At 69.8% G+C, this 15,735-nt stretch carries 21 protein-coding genes and 1 riboswitch; of the genes, 16 read left to right on the top strand and 5 right to left on the bottom strand.

The genetic code is table 11. The features are described 5' to 3' along the window. The 3 genes from ACXC9Q_RS23945 to ACXC9Q_RS23935 all read left to right on the top strand — a co-directional run bounded on the left by ACXC9Q_RS23945 (window position 1) and on the right by ACXC9Q_RS23935 (window position 2,747). Window positions 1–900: an amidohydrolase family protein gene (locus ACXC9Q_RS23945; protein ID WP_457058886.1), complete on the top strand. Its 900-nt coding sequence runs from the start codon at window positions 1–3 to the stop codon at window positions 898–900. 109 nt (window positions 901–1,009) lie between these two features. Further along, complete coding sequence (locus ACXC9Q_RS23940; RefSeq protein ID WP_457058884.1) at window positions 1,010–1,900, top strand: alcohol dehydrogenase catalytic domain-containing protein; 891 nt, start codon at window positions 1,010–1,012, stop codon at window positions 1,898–1,900. A 154-nt stretch (window positions 1,901–2,054) separates the two neighbouring features. Next, window positions 2,055–2,747 carry a GntR family transcriptional regulator gene (locus ACXC9Q_RS23935; RefSeq protein ID WP_457058882.1) on the top strand — a complete coding sequence of 231 codons (693 nt, stop codon included), beginning with the start codon at window positions 2,055–2,057 and terminating at the stop codon, window positions 2,745–2,747. On the opposite strand, the gene ACXC9Q_RS23930 is transcribed toward ACXC9Q_RS23935, so the two are convergent. Then, entirely contained in the window at window positions 2,710–3,468 is a 759-nt protein-coding gene (locus ACXC9Q_RS23930; protein ID WP_457058881.1) for a PIG-L family deacetylase, read from the bottom strand. The genes ACXC9Q_RS23935 and ACXC9Q_RS23930 overlap by 38 nt on opposite strands. Next, on the bottom strand, window positions 3,458–3,922 hold the full coding sequence (locus ACXC9Q_RS23925; protein WP_328521489.1) for a PPOX class F420-dependent oxidoreductase: 465 nt from the start codon (window positions 3,920–3,922) through the stop codon (window positions 3,458–3,460). The genes ACXC9Q_RS23930 and ACXC9Q_RS23925 overlap by 11 nt, the downstream gene beginning before the upstream one ends. 64 nt (window positions 3,923–3,986) lie before the next feature. Between ACXC9Q_RS23925 and ACXC9Q_RS23920 the strand changes: the two genes are divergently transcribed. Both ACXC9Q_RS23920 and ACXC9Q_RS23915 read left to right on the top strand, forming a co-directional pair. Beyond that, on the top strand, window positions 3,987–4,895 hold the full coding sequence (locus ACXC9Q_RS23920) for a hypothetical protein (RefSeq protein ID WP_457058880.1): 909 nt from the start codon (window positions 3,987–3,989) through the stop codon (window positions 4,893–4,895). Further along, entirely contained in the window at window positions 4,895–6,493 is a 1,599-nt protein-coding gene (locus ACXC9Q_RS23915) for a DNA polymerase Y family protein (RefSeq protein WP_457058879.1), read from the top strand. The genes ACXC9Q_RS23920 and ACXC9Q_RS23915 overlap by 1 nt, the downstream gene beginning before the upstream one ends. On the opposite strand, the gene ACXC9Q_RS23910 is transcribed toward ACXC9Q_RS23915, so the two are convergent. Continuing rightward, complete coding sequence (locus ACXC9Q_RS23910) at window positions 6,484–7,119, bottom strand: GNAT family N-acetyltransferase (protein WP_457058878.1); 636 nt, start codon at window positions 7,117–7,119, stop codon at window positions 6,484–6,486. The genes ACXC9Q_RS23915 and ACXC9Q_RS23910 overlap by 10 nt on opposite strands. Window positions 7,120–7,208: 89 nt before the next feature. Here ACXC9Q_RS23910 and ACXC9Q_RS23905 point away from each other — a divergent pair, with 89 nt between their 5' ends. Then, window positions 7,209–7,847 (top strand): class I SAM-dependent methyltransferase, encoded by a 639-nt coding sequence (locus ACXC9Q_RS23905; protein ID WP_457058877.1) that lies wholly within the window; start codon window positions 7,209–7,211, stop codon window positions 7,845–7,847. Next, window positions 7,847–7,975 carry a hypothetical protein gene (locus ACXC9Q_RS23900; protein ID WP_457058876.1) on the top strand — a complete coding sequence of 43 codons (129 nt, stop codon included), beginning with the start codon at window positions 7,847–7,849 and terminating at the stop codon, window positions 7,973–7,975. The genes ACXC9Q_RS23905 and ACXC9Q_RS23900 overlap by 1 nt, the downstream gene beginning before the upstream one ends. Here ACXC9Q_RS23900 and ACXC9Q_RS23895 read toward each other — a convergent pair. Further along, complete coding sequence (locus tag ACXC9Q_RS23895; protein ID WP_457058875.1) at window positions 7,972–9,156, bottom strand: RNA polymerase sigma factor; 1,185 nt, start codon at window positions 9,154–9,156, stop codon at window positions 7,972–7,974. The two genes, ACXC9Q_RS23900 and ACXC9Q_RS23895, sit on opposite strands and share 4 nt — an antisense overlap. Next, the gene (locus ACXC9Q_RS23890; RefSeq protein ID WP_457058874.1) at window positions 9,153–9,521 is read right to left on the bottom strand and encodes a YciI family protein; all 369 of its coding nucleotides are present in this window, start codon (window positions 9,519–9,521) and stop codon (window positions 9,153–9,155) included. Before ACXC9Q_RS23890 ends, ACXC9Q_RS23895 begins: the two co-directional genes overlap by 4 nt. Before the next feature lie 204 nt (window positions 9,522–9,725). Between ACXC9Q_RS23890 and ACXC9Q_RS23885 the strand changes: the two genes are divergently transcribed. The 9 genes from ACXC9Q_RS23885 (at window position 9,726) to ACXC9Q_RS23845 (ending at window position 15,472) form a co-directional block, all read left to right on the top strand. Then, a complete protein-coding gene (locus ACXC9Q_RS23885) occupies window positions 9,726–10,322 on the top strand; it encodes a CDP-alcohol phosphatidyltransferase family protein (RefSeq protein WP_457058873.1) in 597 nt (198 codons plus the stop codon). Window positions 10,323–10,326: 4 nt separating this feature from the next. After that, a complete protein-coding gene (locus ACXC9Q_RS23880) occupies window positions 10,327–11,163 on the top strand; it encodes a DUF881 domain-containing protein (RefSeq protein ID WP_457058872.1) in 837 nt (278 codons plus the stop codon). Beyond that, window positions 11,160–11,492 (top strand): small basic family protein, encoded by a 333-nt coding sequence (locus ACXC9Q_RS23875; RefSeq protein ID WP_131352136.1) that lies wholly within the window; start codon window positions 11,160–11,162, stop codon window positions 11,490–11,492. The genes ACXC9Q_RS23880 and ACXC9Q_RS23875 overlap by 4 nt, the downstream gene beginning before the upstream one ends. A 1-nt stretch (window position 11,493) precedes the next feature. Beyond that, window positions 11,494–12,327: a DUF881 domain-containing protein gene (locus tag ACXC9Q_RS23870; RefSeq protein WP_457058871.1), complete on the top strand. Its 834-nt coding sequence runs from the start codon at window positions 11,494–11,496 to the stop codon at window positions 12,325–12,327. 42 nt (window positions 12,328–12,369) lie between these two features. After that, window positions 12,370–12,753 (top strand): glycine cleavage system protein GcvH, encoded by a 384-nt coding sequence (gene gcvH / locus ACXC9Q_RS23865; RefSeq protein WP_457058870.1) that lies wholly within the window; start codon window positions 12,370–12,372, stop codon window positions 12,751–12,753. A 146-nt stretch (window positions 12,754–12,899) separates the two neighbouring features. Next, window positions 12,900–13,439 carry an FHA domain-containing protein gene (locus tag ACXC9Q_RS23860; protein ID WP_457058869.1) on the top strand — a complete coding sequence of 180 codons (540 nt, stop codon included), beginning with the start codon at window positions 12,900–12,902 and terminating at the stop codon, window positions 13,437–13,439. After that, window positions 13,426–14,121 (top strand): transcriptional regulator FtsR, encoded by a 696-nt coding sequence (ftsR, locus tag ACXC9Q_RS23855; RefSeq protein WP_457058868.1) that lies wholly within the window; start codon window positions 13,426–13,428, stop codon window positions 14,119–14,121. The genes ACXC9Q_RS23860 and ftsR overlap by 14 nt, the downstream gene beginning before the upstream one ends. A gap of 53 nt (window positions 14,122–14,174) precedes the next feature. After that, a complete protein-coding gene (locus ACXC9Q_RS23850; RefSeq protein ID WP_457058867.1) occupies window positions 14,175–14,669 on the top strand; it encodes a bifunctional nuclease family protein in 495 nt (164 codons plus the stop codon). 188 nt (window positions 14,670–14,857) lie between these two features. Further along, window positions 14,858–15,472 carry a MerR family transcriptional regulator gene (locus ACXC9Q_RS23845; RefSeq protein WP_328521475.1) on the top strand — a complete coding sequence of 205 codons (615 nt, stop codon included), beginning with the start codon at window positions 14,858–14,860 and terminating at the stop codon, window positions 15,470–15,472. A 119-nt stretch (window positions 15,473–15,591) separates the two neighbouring features. Continuing rightward, window positions 15,592–15,681, top strand: a riboswitch (glycine riboswitch). Window positions 15,682–15,735: the final 54 nt, after the last annotated feature.

The raw sequence follows: 15,735 nt of genomic DNA, 5'->3' as shown, positions 1-15,735 counted from the left end.
ATGGCCGGCTGGGACGTCCACACGCACCTGATCCCTCCGACCGTGCTGACGGCGGCGCACCGCGGTGAGTTCGGTCTGTCGATCGACAGCGGCCGGCTGGTGGTCGACGGGCAGCGGCTGCCGTTGGGGCGCCTGGCTGACCCGGCTGCACTGCTGCAGTGGATCGCCGACCAGGAGTTGGACGGTGCTGTGGTGTCCGTTCCGCCGGCTTTGTTCCGGTACGACGCCGGCGTGGAGTGGGCCGAGCTGGTGAACCAGGGCCTTCGGGAGCTCGTCACACCCCAGCTGCGCGTCCTTGGCCAGCTGCCACTGCTCGATCCGTCCGCACCGGCAGTTGCCGCGGCCCTGGCCGGTGAAGGTGTCTTCAGCGGCTTCGCCCTCGGTACGCCGAGCTACGCGGGACTGGATCCGGTGTGGCGGGTGCTGCACGAGCTGGAGGCGTTCACTCTTGTTCACCCGGGTCCCAGTGACGACAAGCGGCTCGATTCGTTCTACTTGTCGAACCTGTTGGGGAATCCGTACGAGACTGGGGTGGCCGCGGCGTCGCTGGTCTTCGCGGATGTGCCGGGGCGGTTTCCGGGGATCCGGTTCTGCCTGTGCCATGGGGGTGGTGTGACGGCCACGCTGGCCGGACGGTGGCAGCGCGGGATCGATCAGGCCCGGCCGGGGATCGAACCGCTGTCCTTGTCGGTGGCGGAGGCGCTGCGCCGGTTCTACGTCGACGATCTGGTGCACGACGACGCCGTACTGGAGCTGCTGACCAAGACGTTCGGGGCCGAGCGGGTGCTGGCCGGGAGCGACTGGCCGTTCCCGATGGGCGGTGACGTGGTGTCGGCCGCGCGGTCCGGCGCGGCCGAGGAACTGACCAGGCCGCTGGTGAAGGAGGTTGTCGCCTCGTGAGACAACGCTTTCGGCAGCGCCTCGGTGTGATCAGATATCAAATTGTGAACGGGGCAAAGGCATGAGTACGCGGGGGATCGTAGTTCGGAGTCACGGGCCTGGAGAGCAGTTGAAGGCCGAGGAGATCGAGCTCGTCGCCGAGACGGGCGAGACGCTGGTGGAGATGCGGCTGGCCGCGGTGACCCAGCAGGACAGGTCGGTGCTGGCGGGCAAGCAGCCCAGTACGCCGTTCACGCCGGGCTCAGAGGGAGCAGGAGTCGTGGTCAGCTCTGGCGTGATCGAGGCCGGCACTGCAGTGGTGGTTCGGGGCGAGGGCGTCGGCGTGACCAGGCCCGGTCTGTGGGGCCGGTACGCCGTCGTACCGGATGCCGCCGTACATCGTCTGCCGTCGAGTCTGGAGCCGACGGCCGCTGTAGCGTTGTTGACACCTGTGCTGACGGCCCATACCGCCGTACGACGTGTTGCCGAGGTAGCCGAGGGCGAGACGGTCGTGGTCACCGGGATCACGAGTCTGCTCGGTCGGCTCTGTGCCGCGGTGGCCCGGTCGGCCGGGGCGGCCAAGGTCATCGGGCTGGCGTGGACTGGTGAGTCCGTCGAGTCCGCGGCCGGGTTGGTCGACCAGATCGTCCGGGTGGACTCGCTGGGGCAGGTCGGTCGCGAGCTGTCCTGGTGTGACGCCGCCATCGACACTGTGGGTGGTCCGGTGACCAGTGGGGTGCTCGGGCACATCAGTCCGGGCGGACGGGTCGCCGTGCTGGGTTTTCACGCCGGTGAGTTCGCCACGATCGATCTGCATCAGCTGATCGGCCGGGACCTGCGAGTGCTGCCGGTGAATCTGCAGCGGACCAACCTCGAACCCTCTGCGGTCGCTCAGGCGCTTGCGGATGTCGCGACGGCGCAGTGGCGACCGGAGTTCGAACTGCTGCCCGCGGACCGTGTCGGTGAGGTGCTGGATCCGCAAGCAGGACGGGTTCTGCTGGACCTGACGGTGCTGAGCTGACTGCTCTCCGCGGGCTGGCTGGCCTAGACCACACAGGGTTGTCAGAACCTCCCCTGGGCAATCTGGTCGTCGGAGTGCCCGCGATACCCCGAGCGGCGGCTACGGTTACCTCCCAGAGTTGTATGCAATGAAGGAGAGAGGTAGCCCGCAACCGATGACCCGACGACTCGAGCTCACACCTGGGGGACCGACCGGCCGTCGTACTCTCGCCGAGGAAGCCGCCGCCGAGCTGCACGAGCTCATCCTGTCCGGCGAACTTCCCAGCGGTACGCCGCTCCGGCTGGAGGAGCTCGCGAAGCGCCTCGACATGAGCCAGATGCCGATCCGGGAAGGACTGCGGCGGATGGCGGCGCTCGGGCTGGTCGAGATCGTTCCGCACAAGGGCGCCTGGGTGCGCGAGCTGTCGATCGAGGATCTGCGCGACACCCACGCGACCCGGCTGGCGCTGGAATCGCTCGCGGTCCGGGCGGCCGCGACCCGGTTCGCCGAATCGGATGCGACCCTCGCCCGGGCCGCACTGGCCGAGCATGTCCGGCTGTCGAAGCTCGGCGACAACATCGCGTCCCGGCAGGCGCACACCGAGTTCCACTTCGCCATCTACCGAGCCGGCGGCTCGCGCTGGCTGCCACGGGCGATCGAGCCGGTCTGGCAGAACAGTGAGCGCTACCGGTTCGGCTCCCGGCAGACCAAGGCGCGGATCGAACAGACCCGGCGCGAGCACCAGGCCATCCTCGACGCCTGCGTCGCGCACGACGAGGAGGGCGCGGAGACAGCTCTGCGCGAACACCTCGAAGGCGCCATGCAGCGCATCACCGAGACGATGGAGCGCCGCTCCGCCAAGCCGTGAGCACCTCGAACCGGTCCTGCTGCCAGCCGGACGCGTCGAACACCGCCCTCAGCAGCACTCCGTCCCCGCGACCGCCGTACGTCGTCACGAGGTCGGGGAGCGACTGAGTCCCGAGGCCGTCGTAGTACTGGTCGAGTGCTTGGCGCCGGCGCAGCTCCGGTACCCCGGAGATCTCCTCCAGCGGTGTGCCGTCGTCGCATCCGGTGACACGGCCTGACCCGATCGACTCGCCTGGCAACAGCTCTCGCACGAGTCGCTCACCCGCACGGACGTCCTGGGCTCGCAGCCGTGCGCCCAGCGCCCGGCACGGCTGGTCCTTCAGTGCCAGTCGGACGGCTTGTGAGATCGCAATGTGGTCCGGGTGGCCGGTGAGGCCGTCACTGCCGACGGTCAGCAGCAGTTGCGGCGAGAGCTCGTCGATGGCCCGCTCGATCTCCTCCGCGACCGCACCGGGCTCGGCGTGGGCCAGTGTGCGGGATCCGTTGACCCCTCCGTCGTCGATCCACCGGTCCGCGTCGCTGAGCCAGTCCCACTCGTCGATCCCGAGCAGTGCGCACGACGCGGGGAGGTGGTCTGCAGTGCCTTGCCATCCCTGCGTAGCAACGCGCAGGACGACCCGCCAGCCGGCGTCGTGCAGCACCCAGGTCGCAGCGCCGGTGGCGAACGCCTCGTCGTCCGGGTGGGCGTGGACGACGAGCGCCGTACGCACGTCAGTCGGCAAGGCGGGCCGGGAAGCCGCCGGTGGCGACCGGGCTCCAGCGGTCCGGGGTGATGCGGATCAGGCACTTGCCCTGGGTCCGCATGGCCTCGCGGTACTCGTCCCAGTCCGGGTGCTCGCCGGAGATCGAGCGGTAGTAGTCGACCAGGGGCTCCACCGCGTCCGGCAACTCGATGACCTCGCCGCTGCCGTCCACCTGGACCCACGCGCCGTTCCAGTCGTCCGACAGCACGAGGACGCCGGCCCGCCCCGCACGCTTCACGTTGGTGCTCTTGGCCCGCTCCGGGTACGACGAGATGACGATGCGGCCCTCGGGGTCGACACCACCCGACACCGGTGACGCCTGCGGCGTACCGTCCGCCCGGGTGGTGATCAGCAGCATGTGGTGACGGGGCCGGACGAACTCCAGCAGTCCCTCGAGGTCGACCTTGGTGTTGGTGGCAATAGTCCTCGGCATGCCTCCACCCTATGGGTCCGGCGACCGGATTGACATGTTCGAACAGGTGTTCGAACATGGGGTTATGACGGGGACTTCGACAGCCGAGCAAGCGGGCCGGGTCACAGCGCTCGACCGGGCCCGGATGCTCCTTGCCCAAGTGCAGGCCGGCAAAGCCCAGGATGCCCCTGTCACCGACTCTCCGGATTCTTCCGCTCGCCTCGCCTCGGTCGCGAGCTTCGACCCCGACTCGAGGCACGACCTCGATCCGGATCTAGCCCTCGATGCCCCCACCCATCCCACGGCTCGCCTGGCTTCGATCACCGGCTTCGACACCCGGGTCACCGAGACCCGGATGCAGCAGGCCCTGGACACCGCCGGAGTGGATCGGGAGTTGCCCACGCTGCCGGCTGTTTCCGAGTTGCTGTCGGGGGCCGGCCTGCGTGGCGGATCGGCGTACTCGGTGCGTGGCTCGGCCGCGTTGGTGATGGCGTTGATGGCCGGCCCGTCCGCGGAGGGGGCGTGGTGCGGGGTCGTCGGACTGCCGTCGTTCGGCGCGGAGGCGGCGCGCGGGCTGGGGGTCGACCTCGAGCGTCTCGTGCTGGTGCCCGACCCCGGGCACGACTGGCTCAACGTCGTCGCCGCGCTGGTCGACGCGCTGACCGTGGTGGTCGTCCGGCCGCCCGGTGAGGTGACACCGGGGGAGGCGTCCCGGCTGGCCGCTCGGCTGCGGACGCGGGGAGCGTTGCTGATCGCGTACGGGTCCTGGCCGGGGAGCGAGGCCCGGCTGGAGGTGGAGAGCAACACCTGGACCGGTCTCGGCGACGGGGAAGGTCTGCTCACCGCACGGCAGGCGACGGTCGTGGTGACCGGCCGGAGAGCCGCCGTGCGCCGTCGGCACCAGCTCTGGCTCCCCGGCCCGGACGGCGCCATCCGCTCCGCCGAGATCGTTCGTGACGAGGCGCCACGCTGGCAGGAGGAGGCGGTGGGCTGATGGGCGACGGACGTCTCACCCGCACGATGGTGATCTGGGTGCCGGACTGGCCGGTGACCGCGGCCGCGGTGGCCACGGGCCGGTCGCCCGACGAGCCGATCGCCGTACTGGAGAAGGGCAAGGTGCTCGCCACCTCCGCCGCCGCGCGGGCCGAGGGCGTCCGCCGCGGTCAACGGGCCCGGGACGCGCAGTCGCGGTGCCCGGAGCTCGTCGTGCTCAAGTACGACCCGGTGATCGACGCCCGCGCGTTCGACCCGGTGATCGCGTGCCTGGAGGCGCTCACGCCCGGCATCCAGGTGATCCGCCCGGGCATGTGTGCGTTGAAGGCGCGGGGGCCGGCCCGGTTCTACGGCAGTGAGTCCGTGGCCGCGGAGAAGCTGCTCGACCGGCTGGAGACGTTCGACGTCTTCGGCGGCCGGGTCGGGATCGCCGACGGTCCGTTCGCCGCCGAGCAGGCGGCGCGGGCGAGTTCGGTGCGGGCGCGGGTTCTGGTGGTGCCGCCGGGGGAGTCCCCGGAGTTCCTCGCGCCGCTCACCGTCGACGTCCTCGAGCAACCCACCCTCACGGACCTGCTCCGCCGGCTCGGGCTGCGGTCGCTGGGTGCGTTCGCGCAACTGCCGCGCACCGAGGTGCTGACCAGGTTCGGCCCGACCGGCGCCTTCGCCCACCGGCTGGCCCGTGGGTACGACGATCGCCCGGTGGTTGGCCGGGAGATCCCGCCGGAGCTCACCCGCACCCTCGACTTCGAGCCGGCCGTGGACCGGGTCGACCAGGTCGCCTTCGCGGTCCGGTCGGTCGCCGACGAACTGATCGCCCGGCTGACCGAGCTCGGCCTGGTGTGTACGACGCTCCGGGTCGAGATCGGCACCGAGTCCGGGCGGATCCACGAGCGGGAGTGGTTGCATCCACGCTGGTTCACCGCGGCAGACGTGGTGGACCGGGTCCGCTGGCAGTTGCAGGGGAGTGGCACGGCGACGAGTGAGCTGACGTCACCCGTCGTACGGCTCCGGCTCGTCCCCGACCAAGCGGATCCGGTCGGTGCGCATGTCGACGGATTGTGGGGCGGTGGGCCGGACGAGCGGATCCACCGGGCGTTGTCGCGGGTGCAGAGCATGCTCGGCCATGGTGCGGTCGCGTCGGTGGTGATCGGCGGTGGCCGGGGGTTCGCGGAGCGGCAGACGCTGGTCCCGTGGGGCGATCCTCCGGTGCCGGCCCGGCCGCCGGATCAGCCGTGGCCCGGGGCGATCAGTTCGAGTGACCCCGTCCGCTGGCCGACCCTCGCACCGACGACGATCTTTCCCCAGCCTCTGCAGGCGAAGGTGTTCGCCGAGGACGGCACTCAGGTCTCGGTCAGCGCCCGCGGCGAACTCTCCGGTGTCCCCACCGCCTTCTGCCTGGCCCCCGCCCCACAGGTTGCCGACAGCAACAAGATCCACCCGATCACCGCCTGGGCCGGCCCCTGGCTGACCGACGAACGCTGGTGGGACCCGAGCACCGAATCCCGCCAGGCCCGCTTCCAGTTCCACACCGCCGACACCCGCGCCTGGCTCTTCACCCTCCACCAAACAACCTGGCAAGCCCAAGCCACCTACGACTGAGGTGCGGGGAAGTCGATGCGCATGACGGTGCGGCGGAGGGTGGGGTGGGTTATCTGGTGGAAGCCGGCTTCTTCGAAGGCTTGGTGGGGGCCCACGTGGAGCTCGCCCCAGGTGATGGTTCTGCCGGGCTGGGTGAGCATGGGGTAGGCCTCGAGAGCCCGGGCGCCGCGGGTGCGGGCGTGGTCGATGGTGGCGCGGGCGAGCAGGTAGGTGAGTCCGCGGCCGCGGAAGCCTTTACGGACGACCATGCAGGTGACGGCCCAAACACTCTCGTCGTCCTTGTCCTCGGACCGGTCGGTCCACGGCACCCGCGAACCGCGGAGCTTCGGGTACGCCGTCCGCGGTTCGACCGCGACCCACCCGGCCGGCACACCGTCGACGTACGCGACCAAACCGCTCGTGGACGGCGCGTCCGGGGTCCCGCACGCGGTCTGGTCCTGCAGCATCGCGGTTCGCTCGTCATAGGTGGAGTCGCGCCAGATCCACCCCCGGATCTTGAACCACTGACACTGGCAGTGCCCCGCGTCGGCGGTGCCGAGGATCGCCTGCAGGTCCTCCCACGACGCCTCGTTCGCCGGTACGAAGGTCACCTGCGTGTCCTCGATCACCGCGGTCTGCTGCCTCATGCCCGCAGGCTAACTCCGGTTCCGGACGATCACCGTCCGGAACAGAAAACCCCGAGCCCGCGCCCAATCACCCGACTAGGTTGGCGCGCATGACAGATCTTGCGGCGACGTTCAAGCACGAGGCCGTGGCGGAGGCGTACCAGCACCGGCCGCCGTACCCGGATGAGGTTTTCGATCGGCTCGACGCGCTGATCGCCGACGAGCCGCGCCGCGTGCTCGACATCGGTGCCGGGGAGGGCGCCATCGCGCGGCCGCTCGCGTCCAGGGTCGAGTCCATCGACGCGGTCGACATGTCGCAGGCGATGGTCGCCGCGGGACGGCAGCGACCCGGCGGCGACCAGGCCAACATCCACTGGCAGGTGAACAGCATCGAGACCGCCGAGCTGACCGGGCCGTATGCGCTCGTCACCGCCGGCGCGAGCATTCATTGGATGCCGTGGGAGGAGACGTTCGCCCGGATCGTCCCGCACCTGAGCCCCAACGCCCAGCTCGTCGTGATCGAGCACGGGGCAGTGGACGAACCGTGGTGGGACGACATCGTGCAGGTCATCCAGCGCCACTCCCGCAAACAGAACCACGACCCGAAGTTCAGCGTCGTCGACGCGATCCGCGAGCGCGGGCTGCTCGACCTGGCCGGTACGACGAGGACCGCGCCGGTCACGTACCACCAGCGGGTCGACGACTACATCGGCAGTTCCACTCGACCTCGAGCCTGGCCCGCGATCTGATGCCCGCCGACGAGGCCGCGACCTTCGACACGTCGATCGAGCGTGCGGTGTCGCCGTACGCGCAGGACGGCGTACTGGAGCTGCAGATCGTCGCCGAGCTGAGCTGGGGCCGGCCGCGGGTCGCCTAGAGGGCGTCGGCGCGGATCTGCAGGTAGCGCTGCTCGGGGACGCTCTGCGTCAACCGCGCCGCCAGCTGGTATGCGGACCGTGCGGCCGCCCGGTCGCCGGACAGTTCGAGCAGATGCGCGCGTACGGCGGCCAGCCGGTGATGATCCTTCAACGCGGGATCGGCGTCGTCGAGCAGCGCGAGCCCGGCCGCCGGACCGTGCACCATGGCGACCGCGACGATCCGGTTGAGCGTCACCATGGGGCCTGGCGCGGTCGACTCGAGGAGTTCGTACAGCATCAGGATCTCGCGCCAGTCGGTGTCCTCGGCGCGCTTCGCCTCGTCGTGGACAGCGGCGATCGCGGCCTGCAGCTGGTACGGACCGACCGGTGCCGACTGCAGCGTCGACGCGATCAACTCGGTGCCCTCGGAGATCGCCTGCGCGTCCCACCGCGTCCGGTCCTGCTCCGGCAACGGCACCAGCGCGCCGTCGGCCGTCGTTCGCGCGGGCCGGCGCGCGTCGGTCAGCAGCATCAGCGCCAGCAGCCCCGCGACCTCACCCTCGTGCGGCAGTGCGAAGTGCAGCTGCCTGGTCAGCCGGATCGCCTCCGCGCTCAGCTCGACCCTATGCAGTGACGCGCCGGACGACGCGGTGTAGCCCTCGTTGAAGATCAGATACAGCACGTGCAGTACGGCGGCCAGCCGCTCGGGCTGCTCGGACGCCGGCGGCAACGCGAACCGGGCACCCCGCAGCTTGGCCTTGGCCCGGCTGATCCGCTGCCCGATCGTTGCCTCCGGCACCAGAAACGCCCGGGCGATCTCGCTCGTGGTCAGCCCGCCGACGGCCCGCAGGGTGAGCGCGACCTGCGACTGCGGAGTGAGCGACGGGTGACAACACAGCATCAGCAACGTCAGCGAATCGTCGACCGACGACGCGGGTTCTGGTTCCGGAGCAGCGGCGATCGTTTCCTCCCGTCGCTGCCGTGCCGCCTCGTTGCGCAGCACCTCGATCCGCCGCCGCGACGCGACCGTGGTCAGCCACCCGCGCGGATTGTCCGGTACGCCGTCACCCGGCCACTGCAGGGACGCGGCCAGCAGTGCCTCCTGGACGGCGTCCTCGCACGCGTCGAAGTCGCCGTACCGGCGGACCAGCGCGCTCAGCACCTGCGGCGCCTGCTCCCGCAGCAGCTCTTCGATGATCAAGTCAGGGCACCGAGGTCCCGGACCGGGCGGACCTCGACGATGCTGAACGGCGCTTCCGGGATCTGCGCGACGATCTCCACGGCGCGGTCCACGCTGTCGCAGTCGAGCAGGTAGAAGCCGGCCAACTGCTCCTTCACCTCCGCGAACGGGCCGTCCGTGGTCATCACCCGGCCGTCGCGGACCAGCACCTGTTTGGTGGCGGCCGGGTCGCCCAGCGACTCCGAGGCCACCAGCTCGCCACTGGCGGAGAGAGCGTCGTTCAGAGCGGTATAGCCGGCCATCCCCTCCCGCTTCTGGTCGTCGGACAGCGAGTCCCACACCGCCCGCGACTCCGGGTTGCCGTAGATCAGCACCAGGAACTTCATGGATACCCCTCCCGTTCAACAACCTAAGCATCACCCTTGCGTATCGATCGGGTCACCGGTTCATAGCGGGCGTAGCGGGAAGGGGGCCGGCGCGTTCAGGTAGCAGGGGATGGCCCGGCCTGCCCCGGGATGGCCGGGAGTAAACCTGTCGAGGTGCCCAAGTACAGTTACGACCGGTATCAGGGTGAGAGAGGGAGGGATCGCGTGCCGGAGGTGGAAGTGTCCGACCGGGTGCTCACGATCCCGAACGCGCTCAGCTTCCTCCGGTTGCTGGGAGTGCCGCTGTTCCTGTGGCTGATCCTCGGCCCGCAGGAGGACGGCTGGGCGCTGCTCGTGCTGGCCATCTCCGGGTTCACCGACTGGGCCGACGGCCAGATCGCCCGCCGGATGAACCAGACCAGCCGGCTGGGCCAGATGCTCGACCCGGTCGCGGACCGGCTCTACATCTTCGCGACCGTGATCGGCCTGGCGCTGCGCGACATCATCCCGTGGTGGCTGGCGATCGCGCTCCCGCTGCGGGACCTGCTGCTCACGTTCACCCTGCCGGCCCTGCACCGTCGCGGCTTCAACGCGCTGCCGGTGCATTTCCTGGGCAAGTCGGCCACGTTCTGCCTGCTGTACGCGTTCCCGCTGCTCCTGCTCGGTGACGGCGACAGCACCCTCAACCTGCTCGCGCGGGTGTTCGGCTGGGCGTTCGCGATCTGGGGGACGGGGCTGTACTACTGGGCCGGCGTCCTGTACTTCGTCCAGCTGCGCCACCTCGTCCAGACGGTGAAACCGATCAACCATCCGGCCGGGTAGACCCGTGACTCAGCAATCCCCACCGAAGCCGCGGCGCGTCGACGCGTCGATGTCGCTGCTGAACAACCTGATGGCGCACCCGCTGGACGAGGGGTACGCCGTCGCAGCCCGGACCCGCCCGGACAAGGGCGGCAAGTCGCTCCGGTCCCGGCACCGGGTGATGCTGGTGGTGGCCACCATCGTGCTCGGCTTCCTGCTCGCGGTCGCGGCCTCGCAGAACTACCGCGGAGCGCCCGAGGCGGAGAAGCAACGCAAGGAGCTGATCACCCGGATCAATCAGGCCAACACCCGGCTGAACGGCATGCGCACCCAGCAGACGCAACTGGCCGACGAGGTACGGCGGTTGCAGGCGAGTGGACTGAGCAACACCAGTTCGGGCGCGACGCTGCAGCAGCAGCTGGACGCGCTGGAGCTGCAGACCGGCGCGGTCGCGGCCACCGGGCCCGGGATCAAGGCGGTGATCGACGATGCGAAGGACGCCGACGCCAAGGAGGGCCGCCTGCTCGACGTCGACCTGCAGCAGCTGGTCAACGGCCTGTGGACCGCGGGCGCCGAGGCGATCTCGGTGAACGATCACCGGCTCACCTCGCTGACCGCGATCCGGGGTGCGGGCAGTGCGATCACGGTCGACTACAGCTCGCTGACCCCGCCGTACACGGTGCTCGCGATCGGGGACACCGCGACCATGCCGGCCCGCTTCGCGCAGAGCTCGGGCGGCCAATGGGTGCAGTATCTGGTCAGCAACTTCGGTGTCCGGATGACGACCACGACGGAGGATTCCTTGCTGGTGCCGGCCGATGCGACCATCGCGTTGCGCTACGCGAAGGTAGGACCCAGATGATCGCCGTACTCGGACTGGTGATCGGTGTCGTGATCGGCCTGCTGGTCGCGCCCGACGTCCCGGAGTGGGCCCAGCCGTACCTGCCGATCGCCGTCGTCGCCGCCTTGGACGCGGTGTTCGGGGCGCTGCGGGCGTTCCTGGACGGGATCTTCGACGACAAGGTGTTCGTCGTCTCGTTCGTGTCGAACGTCCTGATCGCCGCGCTGATCGTCTACCTCGGCGACCAACTGGGCGTCGGCTCACAACTGTCCACCGGCGTGGTGGTCGTCCTCGGCATCCGTATCTTCACGAACATGGCCGCCATCCGCCGGCACATCTTCAGGGCCTGACATGAGCGACGACAAACCCGATCCGACGCCTGATCCGGCAGCCGCAGATCCGGCCGACCGGCCGCAGCCGGAGACGCCGACACCGATGCCCAAGCCCCGGACGCCGAACCTGGCGCTGCGGCGGCTGCGGGCCGGGTTCAAGCCGTCCCGAGGGCAGGCGATCGTCGCCGTCGTGCTCGCGCTGGTCGCCGGCGTGGCCGTCGTCCAGGTGCGGGTGAACCGGGCCGACGACGGCTACCAGAACGCCCGCCGCGAAGACCTGATCGCGATCCTCGACGGCCTAGGCCAGAACACCCGCCGGCTGGAGAGCGAGATCGCCGAGCTGGAGGCGCGGAAGAACTCGCTGTCCTCCAGCGCGGACAAGGCCCAGACCGCGCGCGAGCAGGCCGAGGCGCAGGTCCAGGTGCTCGGCATCCTGGCCGGCACCCTGCCCGCCCAGGGGCCTGGCGTCCGGATCACGCTGAACGACCCCGAAGGCAAGATGACCTCGAGCAACCTGCTGGACGCGATCGAGGAACTGCGCGACGCCGGCGCCGAGGCGATCCAGATCAACGGTTCGGTCCGGGTCGTCGCCAGCACCGACTTCGTCGACGACGCACCGGGGATCCGGATCGACGGTCAGAAGCTGAATTCGCCGTACGTCGTCGAGGCGATCGGGGAGTCGCACAATCTGTCCGAGGCGGCCAACTTCCCGGGCGGCCTGGTCAGTGAGGTGACCGGTCCGCAGGTGGGCGGAACGGCCGAGGTGACCGAGGTTCCGACGCTCCAGATCACCGCCTTGCACGCGCCGGAGGAGCATCGCTACGCTCGCCCGGCACCCAGCCCGACCAAGTAGCTGTGTCCGTTCGAAAGCTGTGTTCAAAGAAAGAGGACCGAGGTGTACCCCGAAGACCTGAAGTACACGGCCGAGCACGAGTGGGTCAAGGCCGACGGCGAGGCGCCGGTGCGGGTCGGCATCACCGACTTCGCACAGGACGCGCTCGGTGACATCGTGTACGTGCAGCTGCCCGAGATCGGCAGCGCGGTGCGGGCCGGCGACTCCTGTGGCGAGCTGGAGTCGACCAAGAGCGTGAGCGACCTGTTCGCGCCGGTCAACGGCACCGTGACCGCCGTCAACGAGGCGCTCGCCGACCAGCCGGACCTGGTCAACAGCGACCCGTACGGCGAGGGCTGGCTGCTCGACATCGAGGTCGAGGACGCCGCCGAGGTGGCTGCGCTGATGGACGCCGAGACCTACCAGGGACAGCTCGACCAGAGCTGACCGGCAGCGGCTTGGCCGCGCCTGGTACGTTGTCCGGACCTCAACCGCTGGTCGAGGGTTGAGGTCCGCGAATCTGCGTCCACACTTGTTCATACGGGGTCTATCGAAAACGTCGCCGGACCACCGGCGATCGGGAGGATCACAGCATGCCGTTCTGCAACCAGTGCGGGCACGAGAACTCCGACGGCAGCCGGTTCTGCTCGCAGTGCGGAGCGATGCTTCCTGGCGCGGACCGCCCGGCGGCAGCAGCCCCGGCGGCCCCGCCGGCGACCAACGGTGTCACCGACACTGCGATGCTGACCCCGATCGGCGCCGAGCCCGAGCCCGAGCGCACCGGCGAGCCGCTGTCGGTGGAGGACGAGGCCGCGGTCGGCGCCCTGCCGGCCGGATCCGCCCTGCTGATCGTCCAGCGCGGGCCGAACGCGGGCAGCCGGTTCCTGCTCGACGTCGACGTGGTCACCGCCGGCCGGCACCCGGACAGCGACATCTTCCTCGACGACGTCACCGTCTCGCGCCGGCACGCGGAGTTCCGCCGCGACCCGTACGGCGTGAAGGTCCGCGACGTGGGCAGCCTGAACGGCACCTACGTGAACCGGGACCGGATCGACGAGGTCCAGCTGACCAGCGGCGACGAGGTCCAGATCGGCAAGTACCGCTTGGTGTACTACGCCAGTGGCCAAGCCTGAGCCTTCCGTCGAGGGCCCCGCTGAAGGCCGCGGCATCGGAGAGGTGCTGCAGCTGCTGCAGGCCGAGTTCGCCGACGTCACGATCTCCAAGATCCGGTTCCTCGAGGCCGAGGGGCTGGTGACCCCGGCCCGGACCGCCTCGGGCTACCGGAAGTTCAGCGCGGCCGACGTCGAGCGGCTGCGCTACGTGCTGACCGCGCAACGTGACCAGTACCTGCCGCTGAAGGTGATCAAGGAGCATCTCGGCGCGATCGATCGCGGCCTGCGCCCGGCGGCCGGCGGTCCACCGGTCGCGCCGAGTTCGTTGCCGGAGCCACCGGGGCTTCCGGTCGCCGACGACTTCGGTGCTGCGGGCATCGATCTGAAGCTGACCCGGGAGGAGCTCCGCGCCGCCGCCGGGATCTCCGCCGAGCTGCTCGGCGAGCTGGAGGGCCATGGCCTGGTGGTGGCCCGTGGCAACCACTACGACGGGGACGCGATCGTGATCGCGCGGCTGGCCGCGGACTTCGCGCCGTACGGGATCGAGCCGCGGCACCTGCGCCAGTTCCGTACGGCGGCCGATCGGGAGGCCGGTCTGATCGAGCAGGTGACAGGCCCCCGCCATACCGAACAGACCGAGGAACTGGCCGCGCTCGCCGTCCGCCTGCATGCGGCGCTGGTCCGTTCCCGCCTGCCCAGGTAGCCGGCGCACCCCGCGGGCCTGCCCGGGGCTTCCCTGCGGAGTAGGCTGAAGGGGTGCGCGAAGTCGACGTGGTCGGAGTCCGGGTGGAGATGCCCTCGAGTCAGCCGATCGTGCTGCTGCGAGAGGTTGGCGGGGAGCGGTACCTGCCGATCTGGATCGGCGCGGCCGAGGCGAGTGCGATCGCTTTCGCCCAGCAGGGGATGGAGCCGCCGCGGCCGCTGACGCACGACCTGTTCGCGGAGACCATCCGGGTGCTCGGGCACACCCTCAGCCAGGTCCGGATCGTGAACCTGACCGACGGCATCTTCGAGGCGATCCTGGTGTTCGACGACAAGACCGAGATCTCGGCGCGACCGTCGGACTCGATCGCGCTGGCGCTGCGGACCGGGACCCCGGTGTTCTGCACCGAGGAGATCCTGGCCGAGGCCGGCATCCCGGTTCCGGAGAGTGAGACCGACGACGCCGACGAAGTGGTGGAGGAAGAAGAGGTCGAGCGCTTCCGCGAGTTCCTCGACCAGGTGAAACCCGAGGATTTCGACAAGAGCTGACCAGTTCAGTTCACCGGAGTGGTACAAGACCAGATAGGTAACGATTCGTACGAAGGCCGCGACACGCTCCCGGCTCGGTGCGGTTGTCGTTGACCCTCCCTGGTCGGCGGCTTACCTTGAAGGAGTCGTGGGGTGTTGTCACTCCACGGATGTGACCCGTTCCAGTCGGTACCCAGGGAGGCTCAGGCGTGACACGCACCGGCGACACGGATCTGACGGCGCAGTCGACGTCCGACGCACACGCCGAGGCGGCCGCCGCTGCCGGCGTCCAGGGTCTGCTCTTCGACGACGACCTGCGGCCGATGCCGGAGGATGTCGGGTTCCGCGGTCCGACGGCGTGCGCCGCGGCCGGGATCACCTACCGTCAGCTCGACTACTGGGCCCGCACCGGCCTGGTCTCCCCGTCCGTGCGCCCGGCGACCGGCTCCGGCACCCAACGGCTCTACGGCTTCCGTGACGTCCTGTTGCTGAAAGTGATCAAGCGGCTGCTCGACGCCGGCATCTCACTGCAGCAGATCCGGACCGCGATCGCCCACCTCAGCAAGCGCGGCATCGACGACCTGACTCAGATCACGCTGATGAGTGACGGCGCCTCGGTCTACATGTGCACCTCGCCGGACGAGGTGATCGATCTGCTCGCCGGCGGTCAGGGCGTCTTCGGTATCGCCCTCGGTGGTGTCTGGCGCGAGGTCGAGGGTTCGCTGTCCGAGCTGCCGACCGAGCGTGCCGACGGTCACGACGACGGCGACAGCCACGCGAACGACGAGCTCGCGGCCCGCCGCCGCGCTCGCATGACCGGCTGACCTGTTCCATCCCGTTCGCGGCTACGCGCACGGCACGGCGGCGGAGTCCAGTCCGGCCGGTCGCACGACGGCTGCTGCCCGAACTGTTCGAGGATTCCTGGTAGCCTCGGTTCAGCCGTACACAGCACTCGGGAGAGACCCGCGCAACCGGGCGCCGAAGGGGCAATTCCTCCCCGGAACCTCTCAGGCCCATGGACCGAGTGCCACAGGCGACTCTGGAGTGCCCCTGCGTGAGCTGGGCGTGACAGAGGGGGAGGCGACCG

The organism is Kribbella sp. CWNU-51, assembly GCF_054073265.1.
Note: the sequence above shows the minus strand (reverse complement) of the source record. Positions and strands in the feature narration are given on the sequence as shown.

Bases quoted from the DNA above. Each gene is read 5' to 3' on its own strand.
- ACXC9Q_RS23860 (WP_457058869.1), top strand. From the start codon at position 12,900: ATGCCGTTCTGCAACCAGTGCGGGCACGAGAACTCCGACGGCAGCCGG.
- ACXC9Q_RS23910 (WP_457058878.1), bottom strand. From the start codon at position 7,119: ATGAGGCAGCAGACCGCGGTGATCGAGGACACGCAGGTGACCTTCGTA.
- ACXC9Q_RS23870 (WP_457058871.1), top strand. From the start codon at position 11,494: ATGAGCGACGACAAACCCGATCCGACGCCTGATCCGGCAGCCGCAGAT.
- ACXC9Q_RS23920 (WP_457058880.1), top strand. From the start codon at position 3,987: ATGACGGGGACTTCGACAGCCGAGCAAGCGGGCCGGGTCACAGCGCTC.
- ACXC9Q_RS23890 (WP_457058874.1), bottom strand. From the start codon at position 9,521: ATGAAGTTCCTGGTGCTGATCTACGGCAACCCGGAGTCGCGGGCGGTG.
- ACXC9Q_RS23875 (WP_131352136.1), top strand. From the start codon at position 11,160: ATGATCGCCGTACTCGGACTGGTGATCGGTGTCGTGATCGGCCTGCTG.
- ACXC9Q_RS23935 (WP_457058882.1), top strand. From the start codon at position 2,055: ATGACCCGACGACTCGAGCTCACACCTGGGGGACCGACCGGCCGTCGT.
- ACXC9Q_RS23900 (WP_457058876.1), top strand. From the start codon at position 7,847: ATGCCCGCCGACGAGGCCGCGACCTTCGACACGTCGATCGAGCGTGCG.
- ACXC9Q_RS23905 (WP_457058877.1), top strand. From the start codon at position 7,209: ATGACAGATCTTGCGGCGACGTTCAAGCACGAGGCCGTGGCGGAGGCG.
- ACXC9Q_RS23945 (WP_457058886.1), top strand. From the start codon at position 1: ATGGCCGGCTGGGACGTCCACACGCACCTGATCCCTCCGACCGTGCTG.
- ACXC9Q_RS23915 (WP_457058879.1), top strand. From the start codon at position 4,895: ATGGGCGACGGACGTCTCACCCGCACGATGGTGATCTGGGTGCCGGAC.
- ACXC9Q_RS23925 (WP_328521489.1), bottom strand. From the start codon at position 3,922: ATGCCGAGGACTATTGCCACCAACACCAAGGTCGACCTCGAGGGACTG.